17 protein-coding genes and 1 tRNA gene are annotated in these 19,442 nt (G+C 65.5%); 8 read left to right on the plus strand and 10 right to left on the minus strand.

Annotated elements, in window-relative coordinates; translation table 11 throughout:
* Nucleotide 1: 1 nt before the first annotated feature.
* The 5 genes from M2336_RS10500 (at nt 2) to M2336_RS10520 (ending at nt 3,245) form a co-directional block, all read left to right on the plus strand.
* A complete protein-coding gene (locus M2336_RS10500) occupies nt 2-745 on the plus strand; it encodes a TlyA family RNA methyltransferase (protein WP_264572480.1) in 744 nt (247 codons plus the stop codon).
* A gap of 114 nt (nt 746-859) precedes the next feature.
* Entirely contained in the window at nt 860-1,408 is a 549-nt protein-coding gene (locus M2336_RS10505) for a TspO/MBR family protein (RefSeq protein WP_264572481.1), read from the plus strand.
* A 38-nt stretch (nt 1,409-1,446) separates the two neighbouring features.
* Nucleotides 1,447-1,725 carry an accessory factor UbiK family protein gene (locus M2336_RS10510; protein ID WP_264572482.1) on the plus strand — a complete coding sequence of 93 codons (279 nt, stop codon included), beginning with the start codon at nt 1,447-1,449 and terminating at the stop codon, nt 1,723-1,725.
* A 187-nt stretch (nt 1,726-1,912) separates the two neighbouring features.
* Entirely contained in the window at nt 1,913-2,419 is a 507-nt protein-coding gene (locus M2336_RS10515) for a YbjN domain-containing protein (RefSeq protein ID WP_181559260.1), read from the plus strand.
* A complete protein-coding gene (locus tag M2336_RS10520) occupies nt 2,406-3,245 on the plus strand; it encodes a pyrroline-5-carboxylate reductase family protein (protein WP_264572483.1) in 840 nt (279 codons plus the stop codon). The genes M2336_RS10515 and M2336_RS10520 overlap by 14 nt, the downstream gene beginning before the upstream one ends.
* A 4-nt stretch (nt 3,246-3,249) precedes the next feature.
* Here M2336_RS10520 and M2336_RS10525 read toward each other — a convergent pair whose 3' ends face one another.
* Nucleotides 3,250-3,750, minus strand: coding sequence for a MarR family winged helix-turn-helix transcriptional regulator (locus M2336_RS10525; protein WP_264572484.1), 501 nt, complete (start codon nt 3,748-3,750; stop codon nt 3,250-3,252).
* Nucleotides 3,751-3,929: 179 nt separating this feature from the next.
* Between M2336_RS10525 and M2336_RS10530 the strand changes: the two genes are divergently transcribed.
* Nucleotides 3,930-4,004: transfer RNA gene (locus M2336_RS10530), tRNA-Gln, on the plus strand.
* A 92-nt stretch (nt 4,005-4,096) separates the two neighbouring features.
* Here M2336_RS10530 and M2336_RS10535 read toward each other — a convergent pair.
* The 4 genes from M2336_RS10535 to M2336_RS10550 form a co-directional block, all read right to left on the minus strand.
* Nucleotides 4,097-4,990, minus strand: a complete 894-nt coding sequence (locus M2336_RS10535) for an ROK family protein (protein WP_264572485.1) — start codon at nt 4,988-4,990, stop codon at nt 4,097-4,099.
* Nucleotides 4,991-4,993: 3 nt separating this feature from the next.
* The gene (locus M2336_RS10540) at nt 4,994-6,109 is read right to left on the minus strand and encodes a glycoside hydrolase family 68 protein (RefSeq protein ID WP_264572486.1); all 1,116 of its coding nucleotides are present in this window, start codon (nt 6,107-6,109) and stop codon (nt 4,994-4,996) included.
* 253 nt (nt 6,110-6,362) lie between these two features.
* Nucleotides 6,363-7,340, minus strand: a complete 978-nt coding sequence (locus M2336_RS10545; protein ID WP_264572487.1) for a LacI family DNA-binding transcriptional regulator — start codon at nt 7,338-7,340, stop codon at nt 6,363-6,365.
* Between the two features lie 149 nt (nt 7,341-7,489).
* The gene (locus M2336_RS10550) at nt 7,490-8,758 is read right to left on the minus strand and encodes an MFS transporter (protein WP_264572488.1); all 1,269 of its coding nucleotides are present in this window, start codon (nt 8,756-8,758) and stop codon (nt 7,490-7,492) included.
* Between the two features lie 263 nt (nt 8,759-9,021).
* Between M2336_RS10550 and M2336_RS10555 the strand changes: the two genes are divergently transcribed.
* The gene (locus tag M2336_RS10555) at nt 9,022-10,032 is read left to right on the plus strand and encodes an alpha/beta hydrolase (RefSeq protein ID WP_264592976.1); all 1,011 of its coding nucleotides are present in this window, start codon (nt 9,022-9,024) and stop codon (nt 10,030-10,032) included.
* A 162-nt stretch (nt 10,033-10,194) separates the two neighbouring features.
* Nucleotides 10,195-10,785 (plus strand): PAS domain-containing protein, encoded by a 591-nt coding sequence (locus tag M2336_RS10560; RefSeq protein WP_264592977.1) that lies wholly within the window; start codon nt 10,195-10,197, stop codon nt 10,783-10,785.
* Between the two features lie 45 nt (nt 10,786-10,830).
* Here the strand turns inward: M2336_RS10560 and M2336_RS10565 are convergent, their stop codons facing one another.
* The 5 genes from M2336_RS10565 to M2336_RS10585 form a co-directional block, all read right to left on the minus strand.
* Nucleotides 10,831-11,424 carry a superoxide dismutase family protein gene (locus M2336_RS10565; RefSeq protein WP_264579232.1) on the minus strand — a complete coding sequence of 198 codons (594 nt, stop codon included), beginning with the start codon at nt 11,422-11,424 and terminating at the stop codon, nt 10,831-10,833.
* A 92-nt stretch (nt 11,425-11,516) separates the two neighbouring features.
* Nucleotides 11,517-12,608 (minus strand): YihY/virulence factor BrkB family protein, encoded by a 1,092-nt coding sequence (locus M2336_RS10570; RefSeq protein WP_264592978.1) that lies wholly within the window; start codon nt 12,606-12,608, stop codon nt 11,517-11,519.
* On the minus strand, nt 12,605-12,835 hold the full coding sequence (locus M2336_RS10575; protein ID WP_181559269.1) for a hypothetical protein: 231 nt from the start codon (nt 12,833-12,835) through the stop codon (nt 12,605-12,607). The genes M2336_RS10570 and M2336_RS10575 overlap by 4 nt, the downstream gene beginning before the upstream one ends.
* Nucleotides 12,835-17,097 (minus strand): translocation/assembly module TamB domain-containing protein, encoded by a 4,263-nt coding sequence (locus tag M2336_RS10580; protein WP_264592979.1) that lies wholly within the window; start codon nt 17,095-17,097, stop codon nt 12,835-12,837. The genes M2336_RS10575 and M2336_RS10580 overlap by 1 nt, the downstream gene beginning before the upstream one ends.
* Nucleotides 17,097-19,274, minus strand: a complete 2,178-nt coding sequence (locus tag M2336_RS10585) for an autotransporter assembly complex protein TamA (protein ID WP_264592980.1) — start codon at nt 19,272-19,274, stop codon at nt 17,097-17,099. Before M2336_RS10585 ends, M2336_RS10580 begins: the two co-directional genes overlap by 1 nt.
* Nucleotides 19,275-19,442 lie beyond the last annotated feature (168 nt).

The following is a 19,442-nucleotide window of genomic DNA, read 5'->3' on the forward strand; positions in this document are numbered from 1 at the left end:
CATGGCCAAGAAGCGCCTCGATCAATTGCTCGTCGAGCGCGGCCTTGCCGAGAGCCGCACCCGCGCGCAGGCGCTCATCATGAGCGGCAATGTGCTGGTCGGCGACAAGCCTGTGGACAAGGCGGGGCAGGCGGTGCCGGAGGAGGCGGAGATCGTCCTCAAGGGGCGCGATCATCCCTGGGTCTCGCGTGGCGGCCTCAAGCTGGCGCACGCGCTGGACGCATTCAACATCGATGTGACCGGACTGGTGGCGATGGACGTAGGCAGTTCCACTGGCGGCTTTACGGACGTGCTGCTGACCAACGGCGCAACGCGGGTCTATGCGATCGACAGTGGCACCAACCAGCTTGCGTGGAAGCTGCGGCAAGACCCCCGCGTCATCGTTCACGAGCAGACCAGCGCGCGCATTCTGACGGCCACGCATGTGCCTGAGCCGGTCGACATCATCGTCTGCGATGCCAGCTTCATCAGCCTCGCCAAGGTGCTGGAGCGCCCGTTGACGTTCGCGGCACCCGCCGCCCGGCTCGTCGCGCTCATCAAGCCGCAGTTCGACGCGGGGCGCGAAGAGGTCGGCAAGGGCGGCGTGGTGCGCGATCCGGAGGTCCACGCCCGCGTCTGCGCGGAGGCGGAGGCCTGGCTGGCGGCACAACCGGGATGGCAGGTCACTGGCCTCACCACCAGCCCGATCACTGGGCCGGAAGGCAATGTGGAGTTCCTGATTGCCGGCGCACGCGTGCCGGGATGAAGCAGGCGCGATCCTCTCCCGTGCAATCGGCATGCGGGAAGGGCTGGCGCGGCGCAACGCCATCGTTAAAGTCATGTCAACGCTGTGGGGATTCGGCATGAAGTGGGAGCGCGCGTGAACCAGATTGCATCGCGAAGTCAGTTGCGGATGTCTTTCCTCCGCTGGGCGCTTGTCACCATCCCTGCCATCGAGTTTCTCGGCTTTGTGTCGGGCTATCTGTCCAACAGCGGTTATGACAATCGCTGGTTCGATGCGCTGAGCAAGCCGGCATTGGTGCCGCCCGGTTGGGTGTTCGGCACGGTGTGGCCAACCCTCTATCTGCTCATGGCCCTGGCGCTTGCGATGATCCTGCACGCGCGCGGCGCGAGGGGGCGGGGGCTCGCCATCACGCTCTTCATCGTCCAGCTCTGCATCAACCTCGTCTGGTCACCCTTGTTCTTCGGCGCACATCAGGCGACGTTGGCCTTCTATCTGATCCTCGTCATTCTCGCGCTGGCGACGATCACCACCATCCTCGTCGGGCGGATTCGGTCTGTCGCGGCGTGGCTGATGGTGCCCTATCTTTGCTGGTTGGGCTTTGCGAGCGGGCTCGCCTTCGATATCGACCGGATGAACCCGGATGCCGAAACCCTTGTTCCGGCCGCCGTGCGTACCCAAATCTAGGCGATGGCCGCCATCAGCGGCGGCGAAGGATCAGACCCATGCAAAGTGAAAACCGCTTTTTCGACGACCTGTCCAAGATCATCAACGGCGCCGCCGGCACCGTGGCCGGGGTGGGGCGCGAGTTTGAAAGCAATGCCCGGGAGCGCGCGCGCGAGTGGATCGGCGGGCTCGATTTCGTAAGCCGCGAGGAGTTCGAGGCGGTCAAGGCCATGGCGGCGCAGGCGCGCGAGCAGGTCGAAGCGCTCGAGGCGCGGCTGGCTGCGCTGGAGGGCGGTGCGCCGAAGGCCGGCAAGCCGTCGGACAAGGCCGCAAGCTGAGTTTTCGACCAGCTATCCCGCATTTATCCACAACTTATTCACAGCAACATATCGCATTCCGGACAGGTTGGGCGCGGCTTCGCTGCCGCCTGCCTTTCCGCTTGCGCCGTGTCGTGCTACGAAGGGCTGTCCAGCAGGGGCAGGACGGCGCTGGCCGTTACAGGAAGTGGACTGACGGTTTTTGAGTATGATCGACCGGGATGAATTTACAGGCGGCGAGCAGGAAGCCGAGCCGATCGACATGCTGGCGGCCTATTTCGAGGCGCATGACTGGCCCTTCGAGCATGTCGGCGAGGACGAGCTGGTCGCGCGGCATCGCGGCAGCTGGACCGAATACGAAGTCCGGGCGATCTGGCGTGACGATGACATGGTGCTGCAGCTTCTCGTGCTGCCGGACATTCGCGTCGCCGATGACAAGCGCCTTGCGATCTGCGAAACCATCGCGCTCATCAACGAGCAGCTTTGGCTCGGCCACTTCGAGCTGTGGTCGGCGAGTAGCACGCTGCTGTTCCGTCATGGCGCCTTGCTCGGCCCCAGCGGATCGCTGACGCTCGATCAGGCGCAGTTGCTGGTGGAAAGCGCAATCGACGAATGCGAGCGCTTCTACCCCGTCTTCCAGTTCGTCCTGTGGGGTGGCAAGAATCCCGCTGAAGCCATGGCCGCCAGCCTGATTGAGACGCATGGCGAAGCCTGAGGCTGGCCCGATGTGGCCTTCGCATCTTCTTCTGCTGGGTTGCGGCAACATGGCCGGAGCCATGCTGCTGCGCTGGCTCGACGAGGGCCTGCCCGCCGAGCGGGTGACGGTGGTGCGCCCCAGCGGCAAGGCGGTCGCGCCGGGCGTGCGAGTGCTGACAGCGCTCGAAGGGCCAGTAGAGGGTGACACGCTGGTGATGCTCGGCTGCAAGCCGCAGCAACTGGCGGACGTCGCCGGGGCAACGGCACCGCTTCTTGGGCCTGAGACGACACTGCTTTCGATCCTCGCGGGCGTACCGATCGCCCGCATTCGGGATGCTTTCCCGGCCGTCCAGTCGATTGTCCGGTGCATGCCCAATCTGCCCGTCCGGGTCGGCAAGGGTGTCAGCATTCTCAAGGTGGAAGATGCGGCTGACGGACGAGCGCGCGATCTGATCGATGCCATGTGCAGTCGCCTCGGTCTGGTCGAATGGCTGGACGATGAGCAACTTTTCGATGCCGCGACAGCGCTCGCAGGCTGCGGCCCGGCCTTCGTCTATCGCTTCATCGATGCGTTGGCCACGGCTGGCGCCGAACTCGGCCTCGCGCCCGATGCGGCCGCGCGCATGGCGCTCAAGACCGTGGAAGGCGCCGCGTTGAGCGCAGCGGCGGCGGATCGCCCGCCTGCCGATCTGGCGGATGCAGTCGCCAGCAAGGGCGGCATGACCCGCGAAGGGCTGGACGTGCTGGATCGGTCCGACGGCCTCGCCCCGCTCGTCATGGAGACGCTGAAGGCTGCGCGGGACCGGGGTGCAGTTCTCGCTGCCTTGTCTACCAAGGCCAGCTGAACCGTCAGCGCGCGATTTGCAGGGCGGCGACCAGTCGCTGGGTTTCCGGATCCAGCAGGCTCTCCAGCACCCGCCAGAAGCCGGTGACGGACGATTGCCCCGCTGCCGAATAGGCCGCCGCGAACCGCTCACGCACGGCATCGAACAACGCCTGCTCGATGGCCTGCCCGGCAGGCGTCAGCCTCAGCAGCTTCTGCCGGCGGTCGCGGTCGCCCTTGTGGACCGCGAGCAACTCGCGCTCGATCAGCTCATCGAGCACGCGCCCCAGCGACTGCTTGGTCACGCCAAGCAGCGCGATGAGCGCCGACACGCTGAGATTGGGCCGCCGCGCGATGAAGTAGAGCGCCCGTTGATGCGCGCGGCCGAGCCGATGCTCATCCAGAATTGGGTCCATGGCCCGTGCGAACGCCATATGACCAAATTGCAGCAGTTCGATCCCGCGACGAATCTCCTCCTCGCGCAGGAACAGGGGGGAAGCTGCGGGACTGGATGGGGCGTTGCTCATGCGCCGTTTTATAAGGCGTGTGCACAGGCGATGGAACTTCGTTCCGCACCCCGCTCGCGGCTTTCGCAAGCAGGGCGCGCAAGGGAGGATGCTCACCGAAAGAGATCGCCAAACCACCGTTTCTCCGGCTTGGCATTTGCGCCCGGCCCTGTATATGGGCCGCTCGCAGCGCGCGATGCTGGGGCGTAGCCAAGCGGTAAGGCAGCGGTTTTTGGTACCGCCATGCGGAGGTTCGAATCCTCCCGCCCCAGCCATATTTTCCAGATCAGTTCATATGTGAAGCGCCAATGCGGCAGGCGAACGCAGCGCCAGCGTCATTGCGCGGCGCAAGCGCTCCGTCGGACGCTCAGCCCTGCAGTGCGGCCATGGCGAGCGCGATCGCGCCGATTGGGCCGGCTTCGTCGCCGAGGCCTGCGAGGCACAGACGTTGCTCGACCGTCTCCTGCGTGAGGAAGGGCAGATAGCCGCCCAGATCCCGCAGCAACGTGGCGCGCATGGTGGGCAGGAGCGCAGCGCGGCTGGTGGCCACAGTGCCACCCAACAGGATACGCTCTGCCGCTGTGGTGAGGAACAGCGTGGCGGCGAGTTGCGCCAGGTCGGACGCCACGAAATCCCAGCGCGGATCGTCATCGGCGACGTGCTCGGGGCTGGTGCCGAAGCGGGCGGCGAGGGCGGGGCCGCTCACCAGTCCTTCGATGCAGTCGCCATGGAACGGGCAGGCCCCGGCAAAGCTGTCGCTTGCCGCGCGCCGCACATGGATGTGGCCGATTTCCGGGTGCATGGCGCCGTGCACCGGCTTGCCGTCAACGAGCAGGCCGCCGCCGAGCCCGGTGCCGATGGTGATATACCAGAAGCAATCGAGATCGCGACCGGCACCCCAGCGATGCTCGGCCAGGGCCGCGCCGTTGACATCCGTGTCGATGGCCATCGGGCAATCGAGGCCGCGCGTCAGCCCGCCGGCAATGTCGGCGCCCGCCCAGCCGGGCTTGGGGGTGGGCAGCATATGGCCGAAATTATCGGATTTGCGGGACAGAGCGATGGGGCCGAAAGATGCGATGCCGATCGCGGCAATGGGCGCATCCGCGTGCCAGGCGCGCAATTGTGCGTTGGCGGCGGCCAGCGTCTCGTCAGGCTGCGTCGTCGGAATGCGAACCCGCTCGACGATGCGATCACCTTGAGCGAGCAGGACGAAGGTCTTCGTCCCACCCAGCTCGACCCCGGCAAGGCGCGTGCTGGACATGGCTCAGTCGATAATCCGCGTCGTCTCGCCATCCAAGGCGAGACGAAGGAACGGCGCGAAGGTGCCGGCAAAGCGCTTAGCACCCTCGGCAGCCTCGCCACGGCCCCAATCGTCCGCGAAGGCGGTGACGGAGAGATCGGGCAGCACCAGCCAGCTATAAGCCTGACGCGGCGCTTCCGGCGGGTTGGCGATGACGAGGCCGGAACCGTTCAAGGGTTTCCACCCGTGCGTGATCTGCCCGGACACCATGCCGTACAGGCCGGTCGGCGCGCGGGGGGCTTCCGGGTTGAACACATGGGTCTGTGTGGACCAGAACAGGTAATAGAGTCCATTGGCCAGCACGATGTGCGGGCGCTCCAGCTCATTGTTGAGGCCATCGGCGCTGATGATCGGCGCGGTCACCTCCCACTGGCCGAGGGCGTCGGGCTTGGCCCGCGCCGCGCCGATAACGCCATTATAGGCAGATTGCGAGGTGGCCAGCGAGCCGGTGAACAGCAGCCAATGCTCGCCGCTCGCCGGATCGAGCAGATAGCCGGGATCGCGAAAGGCCTTGATGGTGCCGAGGCCGCCACCGGCCGACAGCGGATCGGCATAAAAGCGCGGGTCGCGCGGGAAGGATTCGAGCAGATTGCGGCAATTCTCGACGGACCAGCCGCCATCCTGGCTAACCAGATCGGCCTCGACCTCGAACAGGCGTTGCTCGAAGCTGAGTTCGCTCTCGCCGCGAAAGCCGGCGGCAGTGAAATAGAGCGTCAACCGTCGGCCGTCACTCTCCACATAGGCCGAGCCGGACCATTCCCGGCTGCCGGGCGAGAAGCCGTCCGGCATCACCGGGCCATAATGCCGCCAATCCTCACCCCTTCGCTCGAACAAATGGATGCGGGCGTGGCCGTGACGCTCATCAGGGTCGGCAAACCAGGGCGAGGCGAGCGCCATCCACAGATCGGCGGGGGCCGGCGAACCGTCGCGCTGCAAGATGGGCCAGGCGTCCCACACGCACACATCCTCACTGATCCGTTCCACATCAGCCTCGCCGATGAGCGGCGCGACGCAGGATGGGATCAGTTTGAGGTGATTAAGCTGTTCGACCGTCCAGCGGGTCGTGCTGATATCGTTCATGGAGAGCCAGTTAGGTCAGAGAAAGAAGAGGGCGCGAGTGCGCAGGAGGCCGGGGCAGGCGATGTCCGGAAAGGAGGCGTTCGCAACTGTGTTGCAAGGCCATGGGCTCCTCGCGCCATGCTGCAAATATGCGCGCGATTGCGCCTGAATTTCGATCATTGTCCCCGTTCCTCAAGTCCTCGCAACCAATACGCCATTGGCAATCGATTACAACCATTTTGGAACAGGGCTGTAGCAGCGGAAAATCGGTCCGTCAGGTGGAGCCGCGCACCACCAGAGCGGGGTTGAGAATGATCGAACCGGTCTGCCGGCCCTCGATCCGCTTGAGCAGGCAATCGACCATCTGCGTGGCGCCGCTGGCAATATCCTGATGGATCGTGGTCAGCGGCGGCACGATGCTTTGCGCAATCGGGAGGTCATCGAAGCCGACGATTCGCACATCGTCGGGGATCGACATGCCCCGGCTGATGACGGTCTGAACGGCGGCGAGGGCAATCATGTCCGAGGCCGCAAAAATGCCGTCGGGCAATTGATCCACCTGATCGAGATAGGCGTTGATGTCCGGCGCGCTGAGTTCCGGCGCGAGGTGGGTCGGCACTTCGGTCAGCATCACGTCCGCCGCGTGATCTTGCTGCACCGCGCGTGCGCCCTGCAGGCGCTGGGCGATCTCGATGGCGCGGGGATTGCCGAGGAACGCCACGCGCTTGCAACCGCGCTCGATCAGGTGGCGCATTGCCATCTGGCCGCCGAGGAAATTGTCGGTGCCGACCGAGCAATGGCTCTGCCCTTGGGTGAAGGCGCCCCAGGCCACCATCGGCAGATAATGGCCGGCGGCGGAGTTGAGCACCGCGGACTGGTCAGACTGGCCGATGATGATGAGGCCATCCACCCGCGCGGTCTTGATGATGCCCTCCAGCCAGTCGTCCCGGTCCGGAATGACCCGCGAGAGCATGAGGTCAAAGCCGCGCTCGGTGAGTTCATCGGCCAGGAAGCCGATGATCGTCATGAAGAAGGGGTCGGAGATATGCTGGGCGCGCTCATGGCCAAGCGGGATGACCACGCCGATCGCCCCGGTCTTGCGCGTGCGCAGGTTGCGGGCCAGCGGGCTCGGCTGAAAACCATGTTGTTGCGCCAGCTTGCGGATGCGCTCAGCAGTCTCGGAATTGACCACGGCCTTGCCGGCCAGCGCGCGGGAGACGGTCGCGGCGGAGACACCGGCGAGCTCTGCCAAATCGTAAATTGTCCGAACCTGCTTGGGTTTCAACGCTCCTGTGTCCTCTCGCATCCAAAGGCCAAACAAATGGCATCTCTAGGGCGCAGGCGGGTTTTGCCAAAGCATTTTTCCGGCGCGGGCCGCAGCGTCCGCGCCTGGAGCGCCCGTCAGGCGGTCGGGCCGGTGTCGCCGATGATGACTTCCTTGCGGTAATCGGCGCTGTTGCGCTCTGCCAAGCGGCTCGCGAACGGCTGCTTGCGCCAGTTCCAGATGCACTGGATGGCAAGGCCGGTCGCCATCAGCGCGCCAAGCGCGATGCTGTAGCGCGCGTCACCCAGCCCGTCGCCGATCAGCGCCATCGCGAGCGGGGCGATAACGGCGCTGAGGCAGGTGAAGAACAGCAGCAGCCCTGCAACCGAGCCGTGCCGCGCTTTCTCGAAGCAGCTGATGCCCGTCGAGTTGATCGTGGGATAGAGCACGGACATGAACAGGCCGGTGGCGGGCAGGGCGTAGATGGCGACGTCCCTATCCCCCAGCACGGCGATCCAGAACAGGATCGTCATTGCGACGGTGCACACGGCGAGCACGGCGGTCCAATCGTAACGGGCGAGCAGCCACACGCCGAGGAAGCGACCGGCAGCGCGAAGCACGAAGAAGATCGAGACGGCATAGACCGCGAGCCACGCGTTCGAGCCCTCGTAACTGGCGAGGAATGTCGGCGTCCACACGTAGATCGCGGCTTCCGCGCCGACATACAGCATCAGAGCGGTGGCGAAGAACATGGCGGTGGGATCGGTCATCATCCGGGCAGCGTCGCGCGGATCGGCAGGTTTTTCATCGGCCCGCACCGGGGTCGGGAAGCGCGCGCCGAATGCGCCCAGCACGAGCAGGGCGCAGATGCCGGCGGCGAGGAAGTAGACCCACTTCCAGCTCAGCCCTTCCTGCAGCGACCAAGCGACGACGGCCGGGCCGATAATCGCGCCGGCGCCGAAGAAGCCTTCGACCAGATTCATGATCGTCGAATGCTCGCGCGTCGAGCGGGAGATGTCCCCGATCAGCGCGAGCGCGCCGGCCTTGAAGATGCCGATGCCGATGCCCGAGATGAACAGCAAGGCGACAAAGAACAGGAAATCATGCCCGGCTGCGAAGGCGACAGAACTGAGGCCAAAGAGGGTGAGGCCGATGAGGATCGTCGCCTTGCGTCCGATGCGGTCTGCCAGAAAGCCGAGCGAAATGGCCGAAATGGCGATGCCGGACATCGTCGCATATTGGAACGATCCCGCCGCCGTCATGCCCAGATTGAACTCGCGGATGATCTGCGGAATCACTGTACCGACCGAATCGGTGGTCATCGCGAACATCGCGAACATCAGGAAGACCAGCCATTTCAGCAGGGCCGATGCGTTGCTCGGCTGGATGTGGGGGCGTTCCGTCACTTCGCGATCCTCTCGGCCTTATTGTTCCATCGCAGCGTCGGTCGAACCAGGCTGCCTGCAGATTATCATTCCGCAGCAAGGCGCGGCGGATGAGGGCATGGCTGTAATCGATTGCTTTCGCAATGTCGATTGGCTCAATATCGGCAGATTGAGGGGGCGGCCGCCACTGGCCGGACGGCTTGCAATGCAATCGATTACCGCTAGTGTCTGCGGCGATGTGAACATAAGCCCGCTCAGCCGGCGACGATGATGGGACAGGACTGATGGCAAAGGAAGACGGCGCACTGGATCGCAGAGGCTTTCTGGCGGCAGCGGGCATTGCGGCAGTCGTGGCCGGTGCAGCAAGCGTGCCGATGGCCGCTGCCCAGCCGCCGGCTGGGATGCCGCCTCGCGTCATTCCGCCTTCCTGGACTGCCGCGCCGATCATCGACCTGTGGACGGGCGCGCCGCCCGAGAACGGCTTTTCTGCACGTCCTCTGCCGATGGACAAGGCGCCGCCGGTTTTCATGCACAATGTCGACAAGCCCTATCTGCGCGTCTTCCGTCCGGCCAAGTCCAATGGCCGCGCGGTGCTGGTCATTCCTGGCGGTGCCTACATCTTCATTTCCATCGACAATGAAGGGGCGGAGGTCGGGGAGGCGCTTGCAGCGCAGGGCTATACGGTCTTCGTCCTCGTCCACCGGCTGCCGGGGGAGGGCTGGACCAACCGGTCCGACGTGCCGCTGCAGGATGCGCAACGCGCCATGCGCCTCATCAAGTCGATGGTCGGAACCTACGGCATCGATCCTGATCAGGTGTCGGTGCTCGGCTTCTCGGCCGGCGGGCATCTGGCGGCGACCCTGATCACCGATTTCGCGCAGCCGGTTTACGCCCCGCGCGAGGCCATCGACCGGCTCGACGCGAGGCCGCGCACTGCCGGCCTGATCTATCCGGTCATCAGCATGCGCATGCCGGATACCCACGCGGATTCGCGCAAATATCTGCTGGGCGAGAAGCCCGATCCCGCACTGGTCGCCCGGCGCTCGCCGGCCGCCCATGTCGGGTCGCAGACGCCGCCCACGTTCCTGATGCACGCGCTCGACGATCCGGCGGTGCCGCCGTCGAACAGTCTGGAGATGCTGCAGGCGCTGCGTGTCGCGGCGCGGCCGGTGGAGGCGCATTTCTTCGAGGAAGGCGGCCACGGCTTCGGGCTGGGCTGGCCGCAACTGCCGGTCCGCCAGTGGCTGGGGCTTTTCGTGGCCTTTCTGGATCGGCACGCCCGGCCGGAGGGCTGAGGAAGGCTCACAGCTTACTCCCTCTTCTTCAGAGGAGGGGCCGGGGGCGAGGGGGCTGGAGGGCTAAGGCTGCCATGCAGCCGCGCAAGAAAACGCGTCCGGACACCACCATTCTCCCGCCAGACCTTGGCGGTGCGTACCGCTTTTGATATCGCTGTTGGCATGGCCATAAGCGACATCATCGATGCCAGTTCGACCGCAGCGGTGATCAGCAATCCCCGGCTGGCCGATAATCCCATCATTGCCTGCAATGAGGCGTTTTTGCGCCTTACCGGCTATAGCCGCGCGGAAATTCTCGGACGCAATTGCCGCTTCCTGCACGGGGCCGAAACGGAAGCCGCATCAAGCGAATTGCTGCGCTCGGCTATCCGGCAGAAGAAGCCGGCTATTGTGGAGATCACCAATTATCGCAAGGATGGCTCGCCGTTCCGCAATGCGGTGATGATCGCGCCGATGTTCGACACCGATGGCGGGCTGGAATATTTTCTGGGGTCTCAGGTTGAGGTTGCGGCCGTGGCATCCGCCGGGCCGGACAGCCGCAAGGGCATGGCCACCGCGCGCGTCTCGGCACTCACCGAACGGCAAAGACGAATCCTGGTGCTGATGTCGGCGGGCAAGCTCAACAAGCAGATTGCGTTCGACCTGGGGCTCAGTGAGCGGACCGTGAAAATGCACCGCGCCGCGCTGTTTCAGGCGCTGGGCGTCCGAACCGGGGCGGATGCCATCCGGCTGGCTGTCGAAGCCGGTTTCTGATCTCGCGATCAGCCCCGGCTTCGAGAAAATCACCTAAACGCGCGGTCAGGCGCCCGCTTGGAAGACGCCGCACGCAATGCGCCCGCCGCTATCGCCAGACGGATCGGTGCGCTGGTCGTCCGTGCCTTCATGCACGACGATCGCCGAGCCATCGGTGTCCATCAAGCCGGCCATCGTGGCGCCCTTGAGCGTGTATTCGAGCGTACCCCGGCCATCCTCGCCAATGTCGATGTTCGGCATGTCGCCGGCATGCTGACCCTGCGGGTTCTCCAGACCATGTTTGGTGCTGGCAGGATTCCAGTGACCGCCCGCCGTGGTGAAGTCGGGCGCATCGCACTTGCCGGTCATATGCACATGGACACCCTTGCTCCCTGAAGGCAGGCCCTGCAGGGCGAGCATGATCTGCAAGCCGCCATCCATGGCGCGGATGGTCGCGGTGCCGGCCGGCGCGCCCTGCGCCGTCTGCAGGGTCGCGGTGGCGCTTTCGCCGCTCGCCATATTGCCCGTGGCATTGCCCATCATGGCATTGTCGGCAACATTATCGGCCGGCACGGCGTTGTTCTGCGTGTGATCGGGGCTGCTACAGGCTGCCAAACCCAGCGTGGCGATTGCGGCCACGGCGTAAATCCTTGCAGTCACGGCATTACTCCCATTGCTTACGGATATAGAGCGAACACGAGAGGGAAGCGGATCGTTCCCGAAAAGATTGGCAGCGTCCCCGGCGACCCCGCTCAATGCGCCTTGTTGGCAGCCCGATCGGCGTCGCGCCGGCGCTTCTTTTCGAGCAATATGCGGCTGGCATCATTCACCGCTAGATTGTCTGCCATCACCGCGCCGCGATGGCCGATCGGGCGATCCGGCCCGATGGTGGAATCGACCATTGTCTGCCGCTCCATCTCGCTGTTGACCTCTGCGCCGATCAACACTGCATAAGCCGAGAGGAACAACCACATAAGGAAGATGACGACAGCGGCAAGCGAGCCATAGGTCGCGTTATAATTGGTCAGATTGGCGACGTAGAAGCCGAAGCCCAGCGTGATCCCCACCCACAGCAGGGTGGAGAGCACCGATCCCACCGACAGCCAGCACCATTTCGCGGCTCTGCGGTCCGGCGCATAGCGGTAGAACACGGCGAAGGTCAGGCTGATCAAAAGGCCCGCGAAAATCCAGGTCGCGAGCTGGATGATCAGCGCCGAACCGCTGCCGATATAATCGGAGAGCACGCGCCCGGCATAAGTGAACAGCGAGATCGCCAAGGTGCCGATCACGCCCACCGCGACCATGCCGACGGTGATGCCGGCGGCCACGCCGGTGGTCCGGAAGAAATTGCGCGTCTCATGCTCTTCATAAATGATGTTGAGCGCCGCGATCATCGCTGTCGCTGAGCGCATGGCGCCATAGATCGAAAAGGCGAGGGCCAGCACCAGGCCGAAGCCCTGCGCTGCCTTGCTGGTCGTCACGATAGCGAGAAGCTGCTCTTCCAGGATCGTGAGTACCTCCGGCGGCACGAAGCCGCGAAGAAGGTTCACGTTGCTGGCGACGATCTGCGGATCGCCGATGAGGCCGTACAGCAGAACGATCGAGGCGATCAGCGGCACGAAAGCAAGGAAGGAGAAGAAAGCGACCCCGGCGGCGAGCAGGCTGAGATTATGGAAGCCGATCATCACGTAGATGCGCTTGAGGATCGCCCACCACGCTTTGGGCGGCAGAGAGAGCGGCGAATCGCCCTTTGCGCCAGGGATTTCTTCGGCAAGCACTTCGAGTTCCTGGGCAGAGATCGGGCGGTCCTCCTTCTCTTGGTCGGTGTCGGTCTGGCTGGTCATGGTTGGGCCGTGGCGTTGTCGGCCACATCATTTTCATCGATGGGGAGGGCGAGGCGGCCGGCCGCGGCAGAGGCATTGAGTTGCTCGTCGAGCTGCGCCTGCATATTGGCCGCCATGCCCTCGATCCGGTTGGATTCGGTAGCGTAGCGCTCATCGAAGCTCGGCTCCTTGCTGCACCCCGCCAGCCCGAGCACTGCCAGCATCGACAGGATCGTCACCGCGCGCATCAATAATCCTTCCGGTAGCGCAGGTTCACGCCGGACCCGCCGAAGTTGCTGACCGAACTCAACACCGAGAGCGCTTTCGAGAGGCTGATTTCCAGCTGCGTGGCGGTATGGCCGCGCGCATCGGTGATGATCTCCACATAGACATCATTGCTGATATACTGACCTACCGCGAGCGACGTGCCCCGGCCCGTCTCCTCGTCAGCCCCGAGCAGGCGCAGCCGATCGATGCCACCGGCCGATTGCAGCACGCCCAGCGGATTGAGGCCGCCCGAGCCGCCACGCAGCGAGTTGAGCGAGGCGGCCAGCTGCACGGCCTGGATGGCGCTCAGCTCGCCCACCGAATTGCCGAACAGGATGCGCGCCATCAGCTCGTCCTGCGGCAGGCTGGGCGTGGAGGTGAACGCGATCTGCGGGTCCTGAGCATTGCCGGTGATCGTGATGGTGATCGTCACGTCCTCGACTTCGCCGCTCGCAACGATGCGCAACTGCGGGTTGGTCATCTCCGGTCCGCTGAAGGTGATCCGGCCCTGCTGAAGCTCGAACGAGCGCCCGGCAAAGCCCAGCGTGCCGCGCACGAGGTTGACGCCCCCTGTGATCTGTGGCGCTGCGCTGGTGCCGGCGACGCGCAAATCCGCCGCCCATTCGGACTCAAGGCCCATGCCGCTCACATAGATCTGGTTATCCGCCTGCACGCGCAGGTCCAGTCGCCAGTCGGAGGGGATGGTCTTCATCGGCTCGGGCGCGCCGGAGATACGCTCGCGCTTGAGCGTCGGCTTGCGCCGCACGCCGGTCAGCGTCGGGACTTCCGCGCTGCCCTGGAAGACGATGCGATAGCGCGTCTCGGGCAGGGTGAGGCGCCCCGTGATCGTCGGTGGCTGGTTGGGGCCGTTGACCACCTGGATCTGGCCGGTCGCCCGCGCCTGCAGGCCATCGCTGCGCGCCAGCTGCGCATTGTTCATGTCGATGCCGAGCTGGATCGGGAAGCCCTGATCGGAATTGAGCGAGACCGATCCGCTGGCGCTGACCGTGCCATTGCCGGCATTGGCGGTGAGGCTCTCGACCTCCAGCCGGTCGTTGGTGAAGCGCCCGCGCACGGCCATGTTGGTAAGGCGGGTGCCGTAGCTGGTGTTCTCATAAGTGAGGTTGCTGGCCCGCACGACCCCCGTGAGTTGCGGCGACCGGACCCGTCCGCTGAAATCGGCGGCGACCCCGACTGGCCCCTTGAGACTCTGGTCCGGCAGCGCGGCGAGCGAGAAGAGCACGTCGGCCGGGCCGTTGTAGCGCAAGCCGCCGGACAGAGGCGCGGCGAGCAGGCGGGTCGACCAGCTACCCGCGCCCGGCCCGAGCGGCTGGAGGCTGACGTTCATCCGGCCAATCGCGGCACCGCGCCGGCGGATGAGCGCATTCGCCTCGCCACCTTGCGGGATCAGCCGGCCGGCGAACTGGATATCGACCGGTTCGGAGACGGCCGCGAGGCTGGTGCGGGTGAAATCGTCGATCGTCAGGCGAGCGTCGGCGGCGGGGAAGGCCGTCTCGCTGGCCTGGGTGAAGTCGAGGCTGCCGGTGGCCTTTCCGCCGAGGCCAAGGCCAGGCACGAAGGGGTTGGCGATGGCGAGGTTGAGATCCTGCATTCTGGCCTGCACGGCCATGCCGTCACCATAATGGCCGGCAAGGTGCAAGGTGCCGCCGCCGACCGTGAGCCGCGTTGGGGCGAGCGTATAGCGTCCGTTCGATGGCACGATTCGCATCGGCGAGCTTGTCTTGACGTCGACGCCGTTGAAGCGACCGTCCAGCGCGAGTTGCCACAGGTCTCGCGCCATGCGGGCGTTGGCGGCCAGGCGGAAAGGATAGCGCGTGCGGCCCTCGACCAGCAGTTTCGCCTGACCGCCGCCGTCGCGATAATTCAGCGTGCCCCGCGCGACCGCGATGGTGAGATCGCCCATCCGCGTGCCGGCAAGCTGCGCATCGGCAACGATCTGCGGCTGCTCCGTCAGCAGAATGTCTGCCTTGATGAGCGCCTGCTCCACCGTAAGGCCGGCCTTGCCGGGCAGGCTGGCATTGCGCGCGGTGGCATCTACCAGCGCGCGCTGCACGGGGCCCTGCGCGGAAAGCGCAACCCGCCCATTGATGCCGGACCCATCGGCCAGCAATGTGCCCTCGAACGGGCCGGCGCGGCTTTGCGAGATGCGCCCGGAGAGGCCGACGCCGCCGAAGCTCGTGCCTTGGCGCACATCGACGGTCAAAGGTCCGCGCGCAGTCATTATAGCCAGATTGAGGTCCAGCGGACCGTAGTCGGAGGCGCCTTCGCCCTGCACCAGATAGGTGCCGTTGTCGCCCCGCACGGTCGCCGTCACATTGGCGAGGCCGATGCCAAGGCCCGGTCGCTCGGCTGCCAGCCGGACCAGCGGCCGATTGACCGTGCCGGTCACCTCGACGCCCAGCGGGCCATATTGATCCGAGCTTCCGCGCCCGGAGAAGCGCACGCTGCCATCAGCGCCGTAGCGACCGCGCGCGCCGGTCATGCGGAATTGTGGCGCCGAGACGTTCAGCCGCTCGACACTGGCCACGCCATTGCTGTCATAGCCGACATCCGCGACGATGAGTGCATTGCCGCCAAGAAAGCTTTGCAACCCGTCGTTCAGCAGGCGTGTCGAGCGCGCGGTGACGCGGCCGCCAAGGCGGAAAGAGCCGTTCTGGCCGGTCTTGAGGTCCATGTCGGTTTGCAGATTGAAGATGCCGACGCTCTCGACCTGATAGCCATTCACCCGGCCATTGAGGGCGCCAGTGTAGAGCGCGGTGTTGAGGTCGGCCACGATCACGGCGGTGGCGTCGATCCGGTCAGACCGCAGCCGCATATTGTCCGAGAGGATGCGGCCATTGGCATAAGCCAGGTCGCCGTCCAGACGCACATTCGTGAGCAGCGGCTCGATGCTGGCATTGACGCCGCTGATCCGCCGGGCCCGTCCCTCGACGGGGATCATCCAGCGGTCCTTGTCCAGCGTCGCGCTGCCCGAGACGGCGAGGCCTTCGATCAGCGTGGCGCCAAAGCCAATCTGGCGGGCGTTCACGCCATAGCGGATCGTCGGCGCGACGAAGGCGCCATTGAGCGTGGCGTTCATCGCGATATCCGCGCCGCGCAGATTCTCCGCGATCACGCTGGGCTTGGTGAGCCGGAAGGCGAGATCGAGATTCTCCATGCGGCTGGCACCCAGATCGATGAGGCCTTGGGCGCCGAAGGTGAAGTTGTCGCTGGCCAGGCCGCCACGAATCCGGGCGCGGCGGTCTGCGAGGGCAGCGGTCATGTCGATTTGCGTCACCGGCTCGAGCATGGCGCGAGCCGGGCCGGTGAGGAAAAGGCCGGGCCGCAAGGGGCCACGCACCGTGAAGGTGCCGTCGCGGCCCGTGATCGCGACATTGGCAAGGCTTTCGCTGCCCATGCGGCCCGTCAGCTTGCCACTCCAGCTCTGCCAGTCACCCTTGCCCGCCAGCGCGATGGCTGTCGGCTCGGCGATGCCGGTGTAGCTCGCCAGCAAGCCCTGCGCCGGGGCGGTCACGCGCAGATCGACCGCCAGGCGGTTGGATTCCGGTACCGCGTCGAGCAGCAGCGCCAGCCTGTCACCACCCGCAACGCCCGGCGCCACAATGGCGCGCCCGTCCGCCTTGATCCGCGCGCGGCGGTCCGCAATGTGGACGGTACCGGCGAGGCCGAGCAGGTGCTTGCGGCCGGTCACCGGGGTGTCGATCTGCAGGCGGCCAATGTCGAGCCGGTTCACGTCAATGTCGAGATCGGGCAGCAGCGGCCCATCGCTGGATGGCGTCGGCTTGAATTCCGGCGAGCGATGCAGCCGGGCGGCGGGGATCAACAGGGAGCGGATGTCGACATGGCTGCGCGCATAGGCGAGCGGCCGCCAGTCCATCTCGATGAGCGGCGCGCTCAGGAATACGCCCTTTGTATCCCGCACCTCTACGTTGCGCAGACGCATGGCGCCGAAGATCGAGCCATCGATCCGCCCAATGCCGATCGACATGCCGTTCTCGAATTTGAGCCCGGTGATCTGCCGGGTGACGAACCCCCGCCCACTGTCACTGTTCAGCCAGGCATAGCCGCCAATGATGACGGCCAGCAGCAAGGCGAGCAGCGCGCCGATGCCGATCAGCACGCGGCGCGGCCAATTCCGGCGGCGGACGATCACGGTTTCGGCAGTCGTCTCTTCCGGCATATCCGGGGCGATCGGCGCGGGGGGCGGGGTCGGATCAGCCATCAGAAAGCCTGCCCGATGGAGACGTAGACGGAGATACGGGATTCTCCCGGCTGGCGGTTGATCGGTGTGGCGACATCGAGCCGCATCGGGCCGAAATTGGTGTAGAAGCGCCCGCCTATGCCGACGCCGAAGCGCCAATCGTCAAAGCGTGGCACCTGGCTGGTATAGACCTGCCCGCCATCGATGAAGCCGACGATGCCATAATCGCCGAAGCGATAGCGCACTTCCGCCGCGGCCTCGACGAGGCTGCGGCCGCCGATCGGCCGGGCATCGGGATCCTTGGGGCCGAGTTCCTGATAGCCAAAGCCGCGCACCGATCCGCCGCCACCGCCGTAGAAGCGCCGCGAGGGTGCGATCTGCTCACGCGCCGCGCCGCCGATCATGCCGACGCGCGCACGGCCGGCCAGCACGAACCCGTCCGAGATGGGGTAGTAGCCCGTGCCTTCCAGCAGCGCGCGGGCGTAGGTCTGTGCGCCGCTGCCCAGCGATGCCTCTGGGGAGAGCCAGGCCGAGATCCGGAAGCCACGGGTCGGGTCGAGCAGGGAGTTGGATGTGTCGAACGTCACCTGACCCGGCAGCGCCGCGACATAATAGGTCCGCCGCCGCAGCTCACCGGCGTCGAAATTATAATCCTGCTCGTTGGAGCCGAGCAGCTCGAAGCCGAAATTATAGGTCAGCCGCTTCTGCCAGATGGGCGTGCTTTCGTAGGCGATGCGGCCATAAAGACGGCCCGTGAACGCCTCGAACGCGTCGAAATTGCTGTGGCGCGCATCGATGCCCAGTTCCACGCTGCGGTCCCGCTTGCCGGCATTCGAGCGACGGAAGGAGACGCCGAGGCCTTGCTCCAATGTGCCGGCCGTGCCCTGAACAATGAGCGCGCCCTCGGGTGGAAACATGTTCCGGTGCGTCCAGCTCCCCTCGACCTTGACGCCCTGGCCCGTGCCATATCCGGCTTGGGCGGCGAGGGTGCGGGCGGGGCCGGCCTCCTGATTGACGATGAGGGTCGCATAGTCGGTGCCGTCGCCCGCAGGCTCGGCGCTCGGGCGGGGCGTCACGGATCCCACGGAGAGCAGGCCGGTGGCGATCAGCGCCTGTCGCAAATCATCGATCTTGCGGCTGTCATACAGCTCGCCTTTGCGGAAGCGGGCGATCTTCTGGATATGGTCCGGCTCGAACACCGGCTTCTCGCCCTCGACCACGATGTCGCCGAAGCTGCTGCGGGGGCCGGGGGTGATCGGCAGCGTGTAGTCGCCAGCCTCCGTTTCCGGATCGAGCACGATATCACGCTGGCCGACATTCACGAACGGATAGCCGTTCTCCGGCAGGGTGACTGCGATATTGGCCTCCGCGCCGAGAATGCGCTCCGCCACGATGGGGTCGCCAGTGCGGGGCCGGAAGGCGCGGGTGATGAGATCCTCCGGCTGCACCGGCGGTGCATCGAACCGGATCTCGCCCAGATGATAGCGCGGGCCGGGCGTGGCCTGCAGGATGACCGTGATCGGCCCCTTGCTGTCCTGCTCGGGAAGCTCCAGCGAACCCCGCACCGTGGCATCGAAAAAGCCCTGCGAGGAGAGGATATCGACCAGCAATTTCTGGTCTTCCTCCAGCCGGGCATTGATCATGGCGCCATTGTCCGCCTTGCCATCGCCATCCTCGAGCGCGGAAAGCGACTTGAACTGGCTGACAATGTCTCCGCCATCGACGGGCAGCACCGGGCCGGCCCCGTCCAGCGCGGAGAGACCCTCGATCTTGTAGCTGTAGCGCAGCGAAGGGGCGGGGCCTTCGTCAGCCTCGGTATACTGGCTCTCATCGAAGGTTTCGACGTCGAAGGCGTAGAGCGGGGTGAGGGGCCGGTCGAGCTCCTCATCCAGTTCTGGCGGAGCGGGCAGGCCCTCATCCGCCGCCGATTGTTCGGTGGGGGTCGGCTCGGCGCTCACGCTGGCATCGCGCCCGGTGCTGGCCGCGCGCCGGTCTGCCTCGGCTTCCCATGCCTGGACACTGCCAAGGGGCGCGCTTTCGTCGATCGGTGGAATGCTGGCGTCGAACTCTTCGTCTGAAATGATCGGCTCGACTGGGGCCGCGTCTGAATTCCGGGTCGGCTGCGCCTGATCGGTCGAGGGGGGCTGCGCCTGAGCGGGATGCGCGAGAAGGCACAGCATCCCGGCACTCGCCAGCAAGCTTCCACGCCAGGCTTTTCCAAAGTTCTGCGCGCTTGGCTTCAAGCCTGCCTTCAGTAATCTTAGTCGCAACGACGGCTCCCCTGTCGCGATTGACGCGACGTCCGCGAGCCTTGAGGCTCCCCGTCATGATAATGCTGCGGCGGCGATATGGTTTCTGGCCTCGAA

The organism is Sphingobium sp. B1D7B (genome assembly GCF_025961965.1).
Classification (GTDB): domain Bacteria; phylum Pseudomonadota; class Alphaproteobacteria; order Sphingomonadales; family Sphingomonadaceae; genus Sphingobium.